Genomic DNA, 18,216 nt, shown 5'->3' with positions numbered 1-18,216 from the left:
ATAAATGGAGATTCTTTTTATAGATAAAACCAACAGATATGAAGCACTTCTCTTCCCCCCTATTAGTCCTATTTAGTTTTGCATTATTTCTTTCCTGTAAAAAGGAAAAAGAAGAACTAGTTCCTATTTCTGAGTGGACCTATGCCCAAAATTATTATCTAGAAAACATTACCAAATCCATCCAATATCTTGACAGCTTAAAAGTTGAAGGCTTTGATGGAAAAAACGCCAAAAACTTATTTAAGGAAGCTCGTATTGCCTTTAAGAAAGCAGAACCTTATGCTACCTACCTCAATCCTGATGTAGGACATAGAGCTAATGGCCCTGCCCTACCGATTTTTAAAGAGGATAATAACAAGGTGCTTAAGCCGGTTGGCTTCCAAAAAATAGAGGAAAGCATCTACGAAGGTGAAACAAGTAAAGCAGATTATGAGGAGGAGCTTTATATCACGAAAGGGCTTTTGATAAATCTACAAAGCAATATCGAAAAGAGGGAACTAAATCCACAGCGTTTTTTCATCGCTACGCATCAACAACTATTTAGGATCGTCAGTTTGGCAATTGCCGGTTTTGACACGCCAGTGAGCCATTTGGGCATTTCAGAAACTGCCATATCCCTTGAAAGTTTATACGAAATCTATCAACACAGCATCCAATATATTATAAAGGACAAGAATTCCAAACTGGACACAGATTTTCAGAATCATATTGAAAAAGCCGTAAAGTTCATTGAGGATAACCCAGACTTCGACACATTTGATAGATATACATTTACACGGGAATATTTCAACCCGATCATGCGCAATTGGGTCGACATTCGCAAAACGTCTGATTTATGGGAACCCGTAGATACCGAACCATTCAATTTTGATGCTCCTACGTTTTTTGAAAAAAATGCATTTAACTCAAATTTCTTTATGCCCAATGTGAATAAAAACCCGACCGACAAACAAATCGAACTAGGAAAAAAACTATTCTTTGACACTAATCTATCTGCGAACGGTTTAATGGCCTGTGCAACCTGCCATAATCCAGATAAGGCTTACGCTGATGGCATGGCAGCTAATAGTGATAACAATGGCAAACCACTGGGTCGTAATACACCAACCCTTATCAATTCTGCTTTTCAGCAAAGCTTTTTTTGGGATGGACGCTCGGAGACAATTTTAGACCAAATATCTTCAGTGTTTACCAACAAAGATGAATTCAACACAAACGTTCATGAATTTTCTTCGGAGATTTTAAAGGATTCAACTTACAACAAACTTTTTAAAGACGCTTTTGGAAGTATCTCTACAAGGAACACAGATGTTATCAAAGCCATTTCCTCGTATGTTTCTGAGCTTAATGGCTTCAATTCCAAATTTGATCAAAATATGAGAGCCGAAGTTGACACTTACACAGATGAAGAAAAGTTGGGCTATAATTTATTTATGGGAAAGGCGCTTTGTGCTACTTGCCACTTTATTCCACTTACTAACGGAACGGTTCCTCCATTCTTTGGAGAGACTGAAAAAGAAGTCATTGGCGTGCCAGAAACCGCAACTAACAAGAGCTTGGATGATGATTTAGGTTTCTACTGGAAATATGGATCGCCATTGCACAAAGGGATGTTTAAAACCGTTACGGTTCGCAACAGTGCCTTAACGGCTCCTTATATGCATAATGGTGTTTATGAAACTTTAGAAGAAGTGCTCAATTTCTACAATCTTGGTGGCGGTGGCGGAATGGGTTTTGAGCTCGAACATCAAACTTTACCTTTCGACGAGCTTAATTTGACCGAATCAGAGCAGAAGGCAATCATTGCATTTCTCAAAACGCTGAACGATACGGATGTTGAATCTTACTAAAGCTAAACGGGAATTATTAAAGAACCAAATGTCTTTTTGAGTTTTCCACAAACGATTAAATTATTACTAGACATGCAAAAGTGAAGTGCCAAATTTTGGTTGTGATATTGAAGTAGCTCAGTTCAATTAAAATTGATGAAAACCATAAACCAGATCTAATTAAAAACTTCGAAGAATTATGAGCATCTCACGGTTAGCTCACTAATTGTTTAACTTCTTTGTTTTTGTCAAATCTATTTGCTGGTTTACTTTTACAGCCTTAATTACGGGCCTAAACTATTTTGAATAACTCCGCCTTCGAAATGAAGATCTTTTCTGTTGTGGGAATTTGGTATAAGAGGAGCTCTTTTTCACTATATCCCAATTCATTAATGCGCTCATTATTATATTGCCAATCTTTTATGTGTAGCTCCAAATCGTCAATCTAGCGCACATAGTACTCTAAAACTGTCAATTGGAATATTTAATTAAAAGCCTACAACCAAAAGTTGTCTACCACAGTATTTATTAAATATCCAAGCTTAAAAGACTACAACTATTTGATTTTATGTATTTTTAGTCAAGCGCGCCACAATAGTGTCAACAATGTAGAAATCTAATTATGGCCACACTAACTTATAAAAAAAAATATGGATTGGATATACAACAACAGCGACCCCATACTTGAAACCCTAATAGCATGTTTTCTTTTATTTGTATTGATTATTGTTTTAACGCGATTGGTTGGTCTGAGGGCATTTGCAAAATTTACAGCGTATGATTTTGCCTTCACAATTGCCATAGGCAGTATCATATCATCTACTCTTACCTCAAGCACATCTGTAGTTCATGGCTCGGTCGCAATTGCAGGTCTACTGTTCTTAACCTTTATTTTTTCTTATTTACAACGAAGATTTAAGACCTTAAGTAAGGTAATTTCAAACGCACCATTATTGCTCATGGACGGTAGCACAATCCTATATGACAATATGAAATCTGCCAGAATTGAAGAAAAACAGCTGTTTTATAAACTACGGGAAGCCAACGTGTTGAATTTTGAACAAGTATATGCCGTTGTCTTGGAGTCAACAGGCGATATCTCTGTTTTGCACAAAGGCAGTAGCGATAGTAATGAAAATTTTGATAAAACGTTGTTATCAGGCGTACGGCTAAAACCATAAAGACGGAACACTATGAAATCAGCGTTGAATTTAGTTTCAAAAAAATTTAAATTAGTGCCGTTTGCGATGTTTGAAACATCAATTGATGACATGATAATTTTTATAAAAAAAGAGAACTTACAAATAATAAGTTCTCTTTTTTCAAAGGCATTACGTATTTTAACTGTTGAAAATTACAAGCCTGGCGTGCGCTTTTTAAAATGTTTGTCATCAAATTCTCTGCGCTCGTAAAAATCAACGTCATTAGAAGACGCCTCATTGTCTCTTCTTCTTCTCAATTCCATTTCTTGATCTGTCATAATTTCTGAGTCCTCTACATCTTCTGATACGCCTTCTGATTGATGATAGGCTTCTGAATTACTATAGGTTGTGTTTTTATTAGAATCATGATGGTATTTTCTAATTTCCTCACGTATAATTTCCCTCAATCGAAGTTCATGTTCAGAAGCACTAGATTTTTTTTGCTCTTCATCTGAGGTTTGTCGACGTCCGTAAGAACCTAACACTTGGTCTTCATAGCTTCTATCAATTGTATCACCTTTTCGGTACCTTTTTGTTTCAGCAAAGGTGCGGTGATTAATCGTATCCGTGTAAACATAATTGGAATCCTGGTTTAAATCAACCAATCCGATAGGTATTATAATGTGATTTTGACCTTCCTTATTTACAAACTCTCGGATGTCAGTCTGGGCGGGTCTACCATAGGGATCATATTTGGCGTCAATAATGCTTTCGTCTACTTCAACATCAAGATAGACCACGCGTTCGGCCTCTTTATTGACCAATAGATTATCCACTTTACCAATAACCCGATTGTCGATGTCCTTAACATCCCATCCTCTAATGTCTGGGTAGCCATCAGAAATTTTGTAATCAGAAAGGTCATCAATATAATAGAGGTGTTTATTCTGTTCTGTCATGATTTTTATATTTTAGTTGTTCATTGCTTGTAATACATCTTTAGCCTTGTTTAAAAAGGAATTCATAAATGCTTGTTGCCCATCCATTCTCTTGGAACCGTCAACCTTAGCAGCGATTTGTTTCAAATCTGACACTTGTGATTGGAGTGCTGGGTACTTTTTAGATTGTATAGCTCCTAATACAGTAACAATCTCCTCACTGGGAGTTTTAAAATTCTTAGATGCTTCCATGCCTTGTGTCGTACTCGACATGTTGGCGCTGAGTGTTGAATAATCTCTCAAATAATTTAAAGCTTCTGAATTCTGCAAAGCGCTCTCGTCAGCCTTCGCTACGACCGCTTTGGCCAAATTTGAAAACGCCTTTTTGGTATAAGATGAATCTACGGCTATCCGTGTAGAATCTGAGATGGATTCTTCAAAAGCAGAAAACTCATCAAAAGTGCTACTGTAATTTTGGTTGGGATCATAAGTGCTGTCCGACTGTAGGTCGATGGAATCGTCCATCTGTTCAGTAGTAGTACCATCATTTAGGTCGTCATTATAGTCATCGTTATCTCGATTTTCGTAGATAAAATACACTATAATTGCCAAAACGATTAAGATTAAGACGACCCAAGGCCAAACAGGACGTTTTTTTCGATTTTTATTTCTGCCATAATTTTCTATTTAAGTTAATTTGTGCTCCCAACCTGATCTCAGGCATGAACGATATAAAGTTAATTAAACTAAACAGCTGAATAAGGCTCTAATAGATAATATGTTAACCCCAATGCATCTCTTTATTATAAATTTTGATGACTAGTCTGCAACAGAAGATTTCAACTAAAGCACTGAGGACTGATTTTTTAATTTGAGCTTCTCAACGCCTTAATAAGTTCCTACAAACTTTCTTCAAAAAGACAACTGCGTATATAACAGGAAATTGAATTGTAGTGTTATTTAATTATAAAACACTGACCTATGTTAGGTGTTATCTTCTTTATCCTCCTCACCATCCACTCGCTTAGACATGTTTCTGTCTTTCTTATCGTGCTTCTCGCCATATTGATTTACATGTTTTGACTTTAAGGGTCCATTTTCAACCTCTTTGTTTTTTTCTGGATCAAATTCTTTGTTTTTGCGTTTGTCTGTTTTGTCTGTCATGATTGTTCGTTTTAGCTTTGTTATTTGTTTATTGAAGATGACATGTCTATTAATTTAAATTTACCATGCCTTATTTAGTATATGTATATTTTTAAAAATGTAGTACTCAATTTGTCTTAGGGTTTCCAATTCTTAATTTCATCTGCAATCTGATCCCGACTTCTATTTGTTCTCTTGGCTATTTTTTCGGTCATCAAATCAAATTCACCTGTTCTATAGGTCACGTCTTCTTCAGTAATGTTTGGATATTGTTTACGGTAGTCCTGTTGAATGGCTGACCATCGTCCTTCAAGCTCATCGTTAAACCTCCCTGCTAAATTATCCTTGTTATAGCCACTATGATTGTCATCGTCTTGTGTGTCTTGCTGTTTGCTCATTTATAGTTTAATTTAAAATTATAAAATTCAAATTAGACTATTTGCACAGGACACTTGTATCTTATTCCTTAAAAAATTACTCGAAAAAAATAAGAAAGACACTTTTGAAATGGAGATAGTTGCAGGTGTTTGTTTTTTTGGATTGTTATTGTTATAAAATCAGTTTAAACTTCAACATGCAGTGTTAGACAAAAACACTGTTGAACTCAAAGATTTAAAACCGCTATTATATTTCTATCGTAAGTTAAGACGTGCAAGGTTAAAAATAATTTTTTTAAAGCAAGCACTTGTTTGTACTAATGGTTTAATTCGCAATATGCTGTCACGTATCTCAAATACCGCATCTCTTAAAGACATAGAAATCCAGCTCAACTCAAAATTTGACTATGATTATCTCTATGAGCCAACCTCTATCATAAATGGTTTTAAAGAATCTTCGGTATGCGTCATTACCGCACAGGCACCAGACCGGATCCAATATGGAATATGGGGCATCCTGCCTAGAGGTTTTATAGATAGTTGGAAAAGTTTTCAGTCCTTCCACAACACCCTCGAAATTGAATATGAGTTAATCCCAGAAACCTCATGGCTTTTTGAAGCCTTAACATATAGACGTTGTTTGATTGTAGCGACAGGGTTTTTTACTGCCGAATTTGAAAACCATAAAGTGAAGACATTTCACAACCAATTAAAGAGCCATGATGTATTTTGCTTTGCAGGAATTTATAATATTTTAGAGGATGGTTTTATGTCTTGTAGTATTCTTACCCATTCCAATGGTTCTTCCCATTACCATTTAAAAGATCCAAAACCCATCATTGTTGCAGCGGACAAGTATTCGGATTTTTTAAATCAAGACATGCCAATTGACGATATATGTAACACTACTTTTGAAATGGATAAAAGTATATATAACCAACGGCAGATGATGCATCGGGAGTATTGATAGACCTTAGCCAACTGCACGCCGACCAGTAGAGACGATTACAGCATATATTTAGAAATATCACAGATAAAAAAAAGAAATTCTTCTACAAAATTTAAGAAGAACAAATCACAATTGTCAACTATTTGACTTTAAGAGGCGAGCGTATTTGGCACTTTCAATTGCTGCTGATATGATTTGGGTGAGCACTTGAAACGTTTTTTAAATACCCGGCAAAAATAACTTCTGCTGGTAAGCCCAACAGAATAAACTATTTCCGAAACATTCAAATCTGTATTCCGTAGCATTTCCAAGGCCTTTTCTAAGCGTACGTTCCTTATAAAAATGGCCACCGTACAATTGTGCATTTCCTTAAACCCCATTTGAAGCTTAGAAACTGACAAGCCTGTTTGTTTGCATAATTCCTTAATGGCGTATTGCTGTTGCGGATTGACCTTGATTTTTTCAGTTAGCAACTCCAACTGTTGAATTTCAAAATTGCGCAGATAAGCCATTTTAGTTTGAAAATGTTCCCCATTAAGCAGCTCTTTCAATTTCAACCCAATGAGAATATTGCTATACCCTCTAGCAATAAATTTATTTTCACATAATGTTTTATCTATGTCTTTTAATTTTCTTGACACCTCGCACATCCCAAGATTTGGCGTCAAAATTTTAGGGATATTAGATGAAGCTATCAGGGCGCCCTCATGCTGTAATCGTTCCAACAATTCTGTTTGATCTTGGTCCAAATCAGATTTCTCTATTTTTAATAATAAAAAATCGTAGTCCTTATGAGACTTGCAGTCAAAAGAAATGGTTTCAGTATTTTTAAAAGGAACCAACGCACTCGCAAATGAAGGGACAGAAGTCACGCTGGTACCGCAGGTCATCTGTAAAGAAGACTTATCAGCCAAATTGACGCACAAATACAGTGAAGACTCTTTTTCTGTTCGCAGATTGATCGTAAAATCATGGATGCATTTGATCCGAAATCCATAATAATCCAAAGTGTTTGTAAGTTTTTGTTTCTCAATCGAACCCTTAAAATATCGAGCATTTTTGGTATGGCCCTCCCGTATCTCAAAACTGCGCAAATCATTCATAACGAGTATTTTTAAAAGCATTTAACTTTGAATAGTCTTACAAATCTCTAAATTTTATAGCTGTATAGTTATCGTTTTTCCATTAATAAATAGCGCAATACCGATTTGTAAACAACAAAGCAAAAAAAAACTCCTACCTGAGTAAGAGTTTCTTTATATCAAAATTACTTAATTTCTTAGATCATTGGCATCAGACCATTGCTGATATTGATCATACTGGGAGGCATCAAGGATCTCCTTTAAAATCCGATCCTCTTCTTTAATTTTCTCATTGGCAGAAAGCAGTTTGTAGGCCTCGCCTTTTTCAACGTCCTTCCACTCTTTCAATGCCTTTTCATAACGTTGGATTTGATCTTGCGACATACGAAAGCGGGAATACAAATTTTCTTGTCGCTCCGGATCATCCAAATTCCAATTCTCATTTAAACTATCCGAAATCCCATTCCCTACGGTAGTTTCATCCATGGTATCGAAATTTCCAGTTTCTCTATAATTGGTTGTATTGGTGATCTCTTTATTTTCAGGTACAGTCCTACCCTCGGTACTGTGATCTGGAGAATTGTTTTTACCAAAATCACATGACATTGTCAAAGTCATTATCAAGACGACTGCTAATTGGTGGTGAATTTTCATAATTATTTGATTTTTAGTTCTGAACAAAAATAAACTCAAATAATCACATACATTTTCTCATTTGAATAAATGATTGCTCTTAACGATTCCACCAGCGGCGCTAAATAGCTTCAAACAATGCAGGCAATTGAATTGAGTCTTGATTATTTTTTGGTTCAAAAACAAAAAAAACTCTTGCACCACATCATGGCACAAGAGTTTTTAAGGAGTACACGGCGTTCTACTTTTTCTTAGGAGCATTCGCCGTTTTGCCAGCAGCAGCAGGTGCTTTTTTAGGAGCGTTTTGCTCATCTGATTTCTTCGGAGTTTCCTTTTTGTGATTTTTGTCTTGAGTGCCCATTTTATATGTATTTTAAAAGTTTAAAATAAAATTAACCAACATTTGATCAGACATCGAATCCAAAAAATCAAAATTCGAACTCAAAAAGAGCACATTTCTTAATTTTCCATTAAGAGATCTATCGCTTTCTCCATATTAATTCCTGCGCCCAAAATTCCTTTAAATAGATCGTCTTGGGTAAGCACCCGATTGGGCACCGTTTGAATGGTGAAGTCTGTCACTTCCAATCCGGACTTGACTTCTGACCAACGTAATGGTGTGGATACCGTGGCGTACTTTTCTGGTCTCACACTATAAGCTGAAGCGATGGTTTGTCCCTTTCGGTTTTGTAAATAATCGAGATAGATCTTGGGGCCCCGTTTTTTAAGAGAGCGCTCCAACGTGGTTAGGTTTGGCAGCGCTTCGTTGATATAAACACACAGTAGTTTTGTAAAATCCCTTGCCTCTTCATACGTGTATAAACCTCCCATAGGTATGTAAATATGGAGTCCTGATGCCCCCGAAGTTTTACAAAACCCTTTTATTTTTGCACTATCCAAAATGTCTTTAGCAATTAGGGCCGTTTCTATAACCTGTTCAAACGTATTCTCTGCCGACGGATCCAAATCAATAATGGCATAATCAGGCTTGTCCAGTTGATAGATGGTCGAATGCCAGGGGTGCAATTCTATACATCCCAAATTATTCATGTAAAGCAAACTCGCCTGATTTTGACACAATAGGTAATTGATTTCCTTTTCTGAAGATTTTGATTGAATGGCAACCGTTTCTATCCATTTTGGTAAATTTTCATGATCCTTTTGATAAAAAGAATCTCCCAAAATGCCGTTGGGATGCCGGTGCAAACTTTCTGGACGGTCTTTTAGGTAGGGCAGAATGTACTCAGACATTTTAATATAATAATCCAAGAGGTCAAACTTGGTCAGCTTTGGATTGGGCCAATAGAGTTTATCAGGATTGGTGATTGACACTTGAATTTGATCCACCTCTAATGAAAATTCAGCATCAGGAGATTTTTGTCTTATGGCTGACTTTGAGGTTGGTCCTGAGGTTTCAAACTCAAGCGCCTTATCTTCTCGTAGTCTTAAAAACACAGGATGTCGCATCACGCTGGCTGGAGTCCATTCTGAAAATTTCACTTCACACACCAATTTAGGAATTAGCCAGACAGCTTCCCTTCCTTTAAGATGTTGACGGATCTCAAAAGCAGGTTCCACTGTTTTTAGCACCTCAAACTTATGGTATAGTGCGGTGATTTGCTGTTCTGAAAATCCAGACCCACAAGTGCCCACATATACCAAAACACCGTCTTCTACCATGCCCAAGATCAGGGAGGCAAATTTTCGGGATTTGGTTGTAGAAAGTGTATACCCACAGATGATGGTTTCAGTATTTTCAATTTTCTTGAATTTCAACCACTCTGAAGAGCGCGCATTTGTGTCATATTTGGAACTGGCCTTTTTGGCAATCACACCTTCCATTCCCATGCTAATGGCCTGATCGTAAACGGTAATTCCCATAGCTTCCACATGATCACAGTATTGAAGATGCGGCGTATCTGGAATCAATTCTTTCAATAATTGTTTCCTATCCAACAATGGGAGCTCCAGAGTATCGTGGCCGTTAAGATGCAACAAATCAAAAATATAATAGACTAAGATGCCTTTGGTGGTAGCCTCATCATAGTTTTGCAAAGCATTAAATTGTGGTAACCCGTTGGCATCCAACACCACAATTTCTCCATCTAGGATGGCAGTATGCTCTAAATCTGCCAAGTCCATATAAACGCTTTTGAATTTATCATTGAGCGAAATTCCGTTTCTGGAATACAGTTCTACACCACCCGATTCAATATTGGCCAAGGCGCGATAGCCATCATATTTTAATTCATAAATCCAGTTTTTATCATTAAAAATCTTGGTGCCAGGAGATGCCAACATGGGCTTTACGAAGGATTTCAAATTTAGTGGTGAAGCATTATGATGATCGTTATTGGAAAACGCTTCCAAATTAAAATCCTCAGCATCATAATTGAGATTGGTTGCAAATTGATCGTCGTGCTTAATAAGTAACCATTGGTCTTTTTTGTTCATTGAAGACGATCGCACCAAGGTGAAAATTCCTTTGACTTTTTTTCCATGAATGGTGATTTTCAATTTGCCATCTGCGTAATCTGAAGATAAATTCTGCTCAGGATATAAGTTTTGATAATATCCGGTATCCCAAACAGTCATTTTACCTGCGCCATAGTTACCCTTAGGGATAACGCCTTCAAAAGTAAGATAGGCAACGGGATGATCTTCTGTATGGACTGCCAACCGCTTGTCTTTAGGGTTCATGGACGGTCCTTTGGGTACAGCCCAACTTTTGAGGACACCTTCCATCTCCAAACGGAGGTCATAATGCAAGTGGCTTGCGCGATGCCTTTGAATGACAAAACGGAATTTGTTATCATCATCAAGGATGTCCTTTGGTTCTGGCGTGTCTTGAAAACTTCGTTTCTTACGGTACTCTTCCAACCCCATATTAAGAAGCTTTCTTTTTGCGTTGATCCAAACTGGCTTTTAATTTGGCCATTAAGTCTTTTGCCGCCGTAGGTTCGCTCTCTGTTTTTTCGACTTTGAATTTTTTCCCTGTGGCTTTGGAGTCAATAATCTTAAGCAATTGCTTATTATAAACATCTTTATATTTTTTGAAATCGAATTTTTCAGTATAATTCTCAATCAAGTCTTCTGCCATTGAAATCTCTTTTTTAGATGGTTTTGTTGAGGGAATCTTCACCTCTTTCGGATCTCGAATTTCTTCAGCAAACCGAATCACATGTAAAACAATCACATTTTTATAGACGCCAATAAGCGACAGATTTTCCTTTTGGCGCATCACAAAAGTAGCTACGCCCAGTTTGCCCGTTTTCTTCAAAGCATCCCGCAACAGATTGTAAGCTTTTCCACCTTCCTTTTGGGGCTCGAGGTAATAAGGGCTTTTAAAGAGCATATCAGCCACTTCAGTTTCCTCAACAAATTCCTCAATATCAATCGTTTTACTTTTCTTGACATTGGCATTCTCGAAATCTTCCTTTTCAAGAATAATATAAGCATCATCCTTCTTAAAGCCTTTAACGATATCCTTCCATACCACTTCCTCGCCGGTATCTTCATTGACGCGTTTATAGCGTATTCTTGCATGGTCATGCTTATCGAGCATATCCAAGTCTATATTCCTACTTTCTGAAGCGGAGTACATTTTTATGGGAATCGATACGAGACCAAAACTAACGGTGCCATTCCAAACTGATTTCATATAAGTTATTTTAATTTATTATAAAGATAGAGATGCGCATTGATTTCCTCTAGTGTCTAGTGTCGGCTATCTATTGTCTAGCTTCTAGCGTCTATTTTGATGCATTAAAATCTAAGAAATCCTCATTTGGCAAATGACTTCATAAGAATTTATTTGTAGCGCTATCAAGAACAAGTTTCATAGCGTATCCCTCTTAATTTCCAAAAAAAGCCAACGCTAGTTCTATATTGAAAGATAAAAGATGGAAGATGTCGAGCTCCTTGTTCGCAATTGGCCTAAATCAAAATTAAAATAGAGACTCCTTAAAAGTAAATTAAAAATAGCTGCTTTAAAATAATTGATTTTTTATATTTGCACCGCTAAAGTTCTTTTAGGATGAGTTTTTGGATACCAACCAAGGCGCGAAAAGTTAAGCAAATGCTGAATTTTTACATCCTTTGATTAAAATTTTAATGCGCACGTGGCGGAATTGGTAGACGTGCCAGCTTGAGGGGCTGGTGACCATTAGGTCGTGGAAGTTCGAGTCTTCTCGTGCGCACATAAACAAAAACTAGGTTAACGTGGAAGTTCTCCCGACAGTTCGGGATTCTCGTGCGCACATAAACAAAAACTAGTTTAACGTGGAAGTTCTCCCGACAATTCGGGATTCTCCTGCGCACATAAACAAAAACTAGTTTAACCTGGAAGTTCTCCCGACAGTTCGGGATTCTCGTGCGCACATATACAAAAACTAGTTTAACGTGGAAGTTCTCCCGACAATTCGGGATTCTCGTGCGCACATAAACAAAAACTAGTTTAACGTGGAAGTTCTCCCGACAGTTCGGGATTCTCGTGAACGGCTCGATCGAATGAAATTAGTCAAGAGAAGATTTCTGATTTTTTTTGAAACCATCTCCATTATATTTACATTATTAAGAAATTCCTTGATATTATATCATAAAATAGTTTAATTTTGTTTCATATTTTTTAATAAAGAATGAACAACATTAAGACCATTTTCAGTATAAAGGATTTAGAAAATCTCACGGGAATCAAGGCCCACACGATCAGAATTTGGGAAAAAAGATACCAATTGCTCGAACCTGAGCGCACAGATACCAATATAAGATTTTACAATTTAAGCCATCTTCAGAAGTTATTGAACATTAGCTTCTTAAACAATAATGGCCAAAAAATTTCGAAGATTGCCTCATTGACCACTCAGGAAATACACCAAGAGGTCAGAGAACTTGCCAGTAAAGGCCACCTGAAAAATCACGCCATCAATACCTTTAAAATGGCGATGTTGGATTTTGACCAAGAGCTCTTTTATGAAACCTATAATGGCCTTATCAAAGACAAATCATTCAAAGAGTTGTTCTATCAAGTCTTTTTGCCTTTACTTTCCGAAGTTGGAATGCTCTGGCAAACAAACACGATCACTCCGGCGCATGAACATTTTTTGTCCTCCCTTATCAGACAAAAACTGTTGGTCAACACTGAGAGTTTGCAAGCTCAAAATAAAATAAAGCACAATAATGCTTTTGTTCTTTTTCTTCCGGATAATGAAATTCATGAACTCGGCTTGATGTTTGTAAATTTTGAAATGGTTTCTAAAGGGGAACGTTGCATCTTTTTGGGATCAAGCGTTCCCATTGACAGCCTAACAGACATTTTAGCCTATTACGAAAAAGTTACGTTTATATCTTATTTTACTATCAGACCTGAAAAAGAGGAACTTTCAAATTACCTCGCTGAGTTTGAATCCAAGCTTCTGACAAACAACAATCACGAATTGTGGGTACTTGGTTATATGACCCAACATATTGACAGCCAATCTTTACCAAAATCAATCAAAACATTTAAATCAATAGACAGTTTAATGGCGACTATTTAGTGCTTTAAAATTGTTTCTTGTTTAACTTTTGTTTACTTTTGTTAAACAATCTAAAAAATGAAATTACGTATTACTATTATCGGTTCCGGTTTCTCTGCATTATCTGCAGCATGCTATCTCGCAAAAGACGGCTATGATGTCACCATTTTTGAAAAAAACAAGACTATTGGCGGTCGCGCCAGACAGCTTAAAAAAGAATGGCTTTACATTTGACATAGGACCAACTTGGTACTGGATGCCTGATGTATTTGAACGCTTTTTTGGCGATTTTGGAAAACATCCTTCTGAATATTATCAGTTGGAAAAACTAAACCCGGCCTATAGCGTTTATTTTGCAAAAGACGATTTCATTACAATTGAAGATACTTTGGGAAAAATTTGCGAAACATTTGAAAAAGAAGAACAAGGAAGCTCCCAAAAGCTCAAAAAATTTATTGCCAATGCGCAACATAATTATGATGTTGCCATTAAAGATTTAGTGTATAGGCCAGGAGTCTCACCCTTTGAGTTGATGACTCCTGTTACTATTAAAAAATTGATCAATTTTTTAGTACCATTAAAAAGGACGTCCGCAAGGAATTCAAGAATGATCGATTGGCTAAAATTTTAGAATTTCCGGTGTTATTCTTGGGTGCAAAACCTGATAATACGCCGTCTTTCTATAGTTTTATGAATTATGCCGATTTTGGAATTGGCACCTTTCATCCAAAAAAAGGCATGTACGAAGTTATTTTGGCCATGGAAGAACTTGCCAAAAGTTTGGGAGTGACCATAAAAACAGAACAGTCCGTTGAAAAAATTAATGTTACAGATAATAAGGCTACCGGCATAGTCTCCAACGGAGAAACGTACCACTGCGACATCGTTTTGAGTGGTGCAGATTATCACCATTCAGAGACATTGCTAGACAAAGTACACCGTCAATATTCTGAAGCATATTGGGAAAAGAAAGTGTTTGCACCTTCTTCCCTACTGTTTTATGTGGGGTTTGATAAAAAGCTGGAAAATGTCAATCATCATACGTTATTCTTTGACGTCGATTTTGAGGCGCACGCTAAAGAAATTTATGACACGCCAAAATGGCCAAAAGACCCATTGTTTTATGCTAGTTTCCCGTCGTTAACTGATACGAGTGTTGCACCAGAAGGGCAAGAAGCAGGCATTTTCTTAATTCCGCTTGCACCAGGGTTGGAAGATACTCCAGAACTTAGAGCGCTCTATTTTGACAAAATAATGGACAGATTTGAGAATTTAACCTCACAAAACGTCAAAAATAATATTATATTTAAGGAGTCTTTTTGTGTAAAGGACTTTATTGACGATTACAATTCTTATAAAGGCAATGCATACGGAATGGCAAACACCCTCTTGCAAACTGCCTTTTTAAGACCTAAATTGAAGAGCAAAAAGGTAAATAACCTTTATTTTACTGGACAACTTACAGTACCAGGTCCGGGAGTTCCGCCATCATTGATTTCTGGAAAATTGGTTTCTGAACTTATTAAAAAACATCACACCATTAAAACATATGAAAGCGCTATTTGACATCGTTTCCCATAAATGCAGTAAGGCCGTAACAAACTCTTACAGTACTTCATTTTCTCTTGCTACCAAAATGTTGGCCAATAGCATCAGACAGGATGTTTACAACATCTATGGGTTTGTGCGTTTTGCAGATGAAATTGTTGATTCTTTCCATGATTACGACAAGAGAACCCTCTTTGATCGTTTTGAAGAAGATTTAGAACTTGCGCTTGAGCACAAAATTAGTTTGAATCCTATTCTCAATGCTTTTCAGGAAACCTATCATAAATATGATATTGACAAACACCTTGTCACTTCCTTTATGAAAAGTATGCGTTTAGATTTGCATAAAACTGATTATTTAACTGAGGCAGACTATAAAATGTACATCTACGGTTCAGCCGATGTGGTTGGATTGATGTGCCTTAAAGTTTTTGTAAAAGGGGATCGCAAAAAATATGAAGCCTTAAAAGGTGGCGCTATGAGTCTGGGTTCCGCGTTTCAAAAAGTGAACTTTTTGAGGGATTTAAAAGCTGATCATGATGATTTGAGCAGGACTTATTTTCCTAACACAAATTTGAACCAACTGGATGAAGCTTCTAAAAATGCAATCATTACTGATATTGAAAATGACTTCGCACTAGGTCTTAAAGGCATTAAGGAACTTCCAATTGAAGCTAAGTTTGGCGTTTTTATGGCCTATCGCTATTATAACCAACTTCTCAAGAAATTAAAAAATACACCTGCCCTGGATATTAAGTCAACTCGCATAAGAGTACCTAACTACAAGAAGTTTGAACTTTTGACCCGGAGCTACGTCAAATATCAACTCAATTTAATGTAAATTTGTAGATGCGAATTTTTCTTTGGATACTCATTTTTGTAAGCGTATTTTCTATTATGGAATTTATGGCTTGGTTTACTCATAAATACATTATGCACGGCGTTTTATGGAATTTGCATAGAGATCACCATAAAAAAGACCACAAAAGTTAGGTTTGAGCGCAATGATGCCTTTTTTATTTTTTATGCCATTGTAAGTATCACTTGTTTCTACTTATGGAGCTATGAAAATATTTGGTATTGTCTGCCTATTGGGCTCGGCATCTTAGCCTATGGTATTGCCTATTTTACTGTTCATGACATCTTTATTCACCAACGCTTTAAAATCTTCCGAAACGCCAACAATTGGTACGCCAAAGGTGTGCGCCGCGCTCACAAAATGCACCACAAACACTTAGGAAAAGATGATGGCGAATGCTTTGGCATGCTCGTAGTCCCTTTCAAATACTTTAAAAAATAATTACTTAGGCCGTTTTCAACTATGCAGGATAATACCTCTTTTGATTATCTCATCATTGGAAATGGTCTTGCTGGGTTGCAGCTGGCATTGGAACTTTCAAACGATCCGTTTTTTGACAGCCATAAGATAGGACTTATTGACCCTTCCCATAAAACATCAAACGATAAAACCTGGAGTTTCTGGGAAGTAGGCGCAGGAAAATGGGACTCTATTGTAGAACAGGTGTGGCACACTGCAAAGTTCGAATCTGATGAGGTGTCGTTGCTTCTTCCGCTCCACGACTATCATTATAAAACCATTAGGTCCATTGATTTTTACACCTATGCGAAAAATCAGCTGCTGTCAAAATCTAATTTCACTTTCATTTTAGACACCATCCAAACAATTGAAGAACATAGTGGTTTAACAGTCATTGGCGATAACCAAAGTTATACTGCAACACATGTGTTTGATAGCAGAATCCCTAAAGAATTCTATACTGAACAATCCAAATACACACTTATACATCAGCATTTTAAAGGTGTGGTCATCGAGACTGAGACACCTTGCTTTCAACCTGAAGTTTTCACCATGATGGACTACAGGTTTCAATATAAAGATTCCACAAGCTTTATTTATGTCTTGCCATTTTCGGCAACCAAAGCGCTAGTGGAGTTTACCTTTTTTACGCCATTTACCGTAGAAACCAAGGTTTATGATACTGTCATTAAAGAGTATCTGCAGAAGGAATTCAAGGTATCCAATTATCAACTAGTAGACACTGAAGTAGGCAACATCCCTATGACCGATTTCCCATTTTGGAATTACCACACTAACAACGTTACGAAGATTGGCACTGGTGGTGGTTGGGTTAAAGGATCTACAGGGTATTCTTTTAAACACACTGAAAAGAATGTGTTTAAATTAGTTGAGAATATCAAGGCTGGAAAAAAACCTTCACATGATTTATTTCAAATGAAATTCAAGTTTTATGATAAGATTTTTTTGACAGTCCTTAATGACGAAAACGAAAAAGGTGTTTGGATCTTTGAACAGTTCTATTCCAAGAACTCAATTAAAACGATGTTCCGATTTTTAGATGAAGAAACCTCATTTTCAGAAGACTTGGCCATTATGAAATCGCTCTTTTCAATGGCGTTTATTAAAGCATTCTTTAAAGTCCTATTCAAGGTTTAGCAAGTGGTCTAAAAGTGCTCTTACTTTAGCACTGTTCCAATCTGCAGCGCCAGATTTATCAATAACGATGTTGCCTTGTTGATCGATGACAAAGGTTCTCGGTATTGAAGAGGTTTCCAAAAGTTCAGGATTTGGAGTTAGAGCAGCATGTACTAAAAACTCATAATCATTCTTTTCCTTGAACTTAGAAATGACCTCCTGCTTTTCGTTGGAAACAAACAGAAAGACCACATCTTCTTTATAATCTTGATATAATTTTTCCATACTCGGCATTTCAGCGATACATGGCGGACACCAAGTAGCCCAAAAATTGATAAAGACCACTTTACCTTTGGCATCATTGAAATTGTAAGCCATTCCATTTTCATCTACAAGCTGCCAGTCATAATCAGTCAATAAGATCCGGTTTTCTTCATCAACAACTGACGGACTGAACATCGCCAAACCTTTCTGTAATAAAATTTGAATAGGCTGACGGGTTTGCGGGATAACCATAATCAAAATAATCACCAGGAAAATAATATTATTGCGTTGACTTTTTGAGATTTTCATTTGCTTAAACATAAAAAACTCCCGATAGCTA

Annotated in this window: 15 protein-coding genes, 1 tRNA gene and 2 pseudogenes; 9 read left to right on the top strand and 9 right to left on the bottom strand. The window is 36.7% G+C overall.

All coding sequences use genetic code 11. From position 1 onward, the window contains the following. Positions 1-38 precede the first annotated feature (38 nt). Positions 39-1,850, top strand: coding sequence for a cytochrome-c peroxidase (locus A9996_RS10480; protein ID WP_066434342.1), 1,812 nt, complete (start codon positions 39-41; stop codon positions 1,848-1,850). 629 nt (positions 1,851-2,479) lie between these two features. Further along, entirely contained in the window at positions 2,480-3,010 is a 531-nt protein-coding gene (locus A9996_RS10475; protein WP_066434339.1) for a DUF421 domain-containing protein, read from the top strand. A gap of 173 nt (positions 3,011-3,183) precedes the next feature. On the opposite strand, the gene A9996_RS10470 is transcribed toward A9996_RS10475, so the two are convergent. The 4 genes from A9996_RS10470 to A9996_RS10455 all read right to left on the bottom strand — a co-directional run bounded on the left by A9996_RS10470 (position 3,184) and on the right by A9996_RS10455 (position 5,450). Then, positions 3,184-3,930, bottom strand: coding sequence for a PRC-barrel domain-containing protein (locus A9996_RS10470; protein WP_066434336.1), 747 nt, complete (start codon positions 3,928-3,930; stop codon positions 3,184-3,186). 12 nt (positions 3,931-3,942) lie between these two features. Then, entirely contained in the window at positions 3,943-4,521 is a 579-nt protein-coding gene (locus A9996_RS10465) for a hypothetical protein (RefSeq protein ID WP_157487207.1), read from the bottom strand. Positions 4,522-4,893: 372 nt separating this feature from the next. After that, the gene (locus A9996_RS10460) at positions 4,894-5,073 is read right to left on the bottom strand and encodes a hypothetical protein (RefSeq protein WP_066434322.1); all 180 of its coding nucleotides are present in this window, start codon (positions 5,071-5,073) and stop codon (positions 4,894-4,896) included. Positions 5,074-5,189: 116 nt separating this feature from the next. Next, the gene (locus A9996_RS10455; protein ID WP_066434317.1) at positions 5,190-5,450 is read right to left on the bottom strand and encodes a hypothetical protein; all 261 of its coding nucleotides are present in this window, start codon (positions 5,448-5,450) and stop codon (positions 5,190-5,192) included. Between the two features lie 316 nt (positions 5,451-5,766). Here A9996_RS10455 and A9996_RS10450 point away from each other — a divergent pair, with 316 nt between their 5' ends. Continuing rightward, positions 5,767-6,396: an SOS response-associated peptidase family protein gene (locus A9996_RS10450; RefSeq protein WP_066434308.1), complete on the top strand. Its 630-nt coding sequence runs from the start codon at positions 5,767-5,769 to the stop codon at positions 6,394-6,396. Positions 6,397-6,527: 131 nt separating this feature from the next. Here the strand turns inward: A9996_RS10450 and A9996_RS10445 are convergent, their stop codons facing one another. The 4 genes from A9996_RS10445 to ku all read right to left on the bottom strand — a co-directional run bounded on the left by A9996_RS10445 (position 6,528) and on the right by ku (position 11,754). Continuing rightward, positions 6,528-7,481, bottom strand: coding sequence for a helix-turn-helix domain-containing protein (locus A9996_RS10445; protein ID WP_169817250.1), 954 nt, complete (start codon positions 7,479-7,481; stop codon positions 6,528-6,530). 168 nt (positions 7,482-7,649) lie between these two features. Further along, on the bottom strand, positions 7,650-8,114 hold the full coding sequence (locus A9996_RS10440) for a hypothetical protein (protein ID WP_066434300.1): 465 nt from the start codon (positions 8,112-8,114) through the stop codon (positions 7,650-7,652). A gap of 438 nt (positions 8,115-8,552) precedes the next feature. Further along, a complete protein-coding gene (ligD, locus tag A9996_RS10435) occupies positions 8,553-10,979 on the bottom strand; it encodes a DNA ligase D (RefSeq protein ID WP_066434298.1) in 2,427 nt (808 codons plus the stop codon). A 1-nt stretch (position 10,980) separates the two neighbouring features. Beyond that, complete coding sequence (gene ku / locus A9996_RS10430) at positions 10,981-11,754, bottom strand: non-homologous end joining protein Ku (protein WP_066434295.1); 774 nt, start codon at positions 11,752-11,754, stop codon at positions 10,981-10,983. Between the two features lie 454 nt (positions 11,755-12,208). Between ku and A9996_RS10425 the strand changes: the two genes are divergently transcribed. From A9996_RS10425 to A9996_RS10405, 6 genes and pseudogenes are all read left to right on the top strand, one after another. After that, positions 12,209-12,292 (top strand) — tRNA-Leu (locus A9996_RS10425). 438 nt (positions 12,293-12,730) lie between these two features. Next, the gene (locus tag A9996_RS10420; RefSeq protein ID WP_066434292.1) at positions 12,731-13,630 is read left to right on the top strand and encodes a MerR family transcriptional regulator; all 900 of its coding nucleotides are present in this window, start codon (positions 12,731-12,733) and stop codon (positions 13,628-13,630) included. Between the two features lie 57 nt (positions 13,631-13,687). Next, positions 13,688-15,175, top strand: a pseudogene (locus A9996_RS10415) (phytoene desaturase family protein). Continuing rightward, positions 15,159-15,998 (top strand): phytoene/squalene synthase family protein, encoded by an 840-nt coding sequence (locus A9996_RS10410; protein ID WP_066434289.1) that lies wholly within the window; start codon positions 15,159-15,161, stop codon positions 15,996-15,998. Before A9996_RS10415 ends, A9996_RS10410 begins: the two are co-directional and overlap by 17 nt. 8 nt (positions 15,999-16,006) lie before the next feature. Continuing rightward, a pseudogene (locus A9996_RS20570) lies at positions 16,007-16,457 on the top strand (sterol desaturase family protein). 21 nt (positions 16,458-16,478) lie between these two features. Next, entirely contained in the window at positions 16,479-17,633 is a 1,155-nt protein-coding gene (locus tag A9996_RS10405; protein WP_066434286.1) for a lycopene cyclase family protein, read from the top strand. Here the strand turns inward: A9996_RS10405 and A9996_RS10400 are convergent. Continuing rightward, positions 17,619-18,185 carry a TlpA family protein disulfide reductase gene (locus A9996_RS10400; RefSeq protein ID WP_066434283.1) on the bottom strand — a complete coding sequence of 189 codons (567 nt, stop codon included), beginning with the start codon at positions 18,183-18,185 and terminating at the stop codon, positions 17,619-17,621. The two genes, A9996_RS10405 and A9996_RS10400, sit on opposite strands and share 15 nt — an antisense overlap. Positions 18,186-18,216 lie beyond the last annotated feature (31 nt).

The organism is Gelidibacter algens, assembly GCF_001678675.1.
Taxonomy (GTDB): domain Bacteria; phylum Bacteroidota; class Bacteroidia; order Flavobacteriales; family Flavobacteriaceae; genus Gelidibacter; species Gelidibacter algens.
This window is presented reverse-complemented; position numbering and strand designations above follow the sequence as displayed.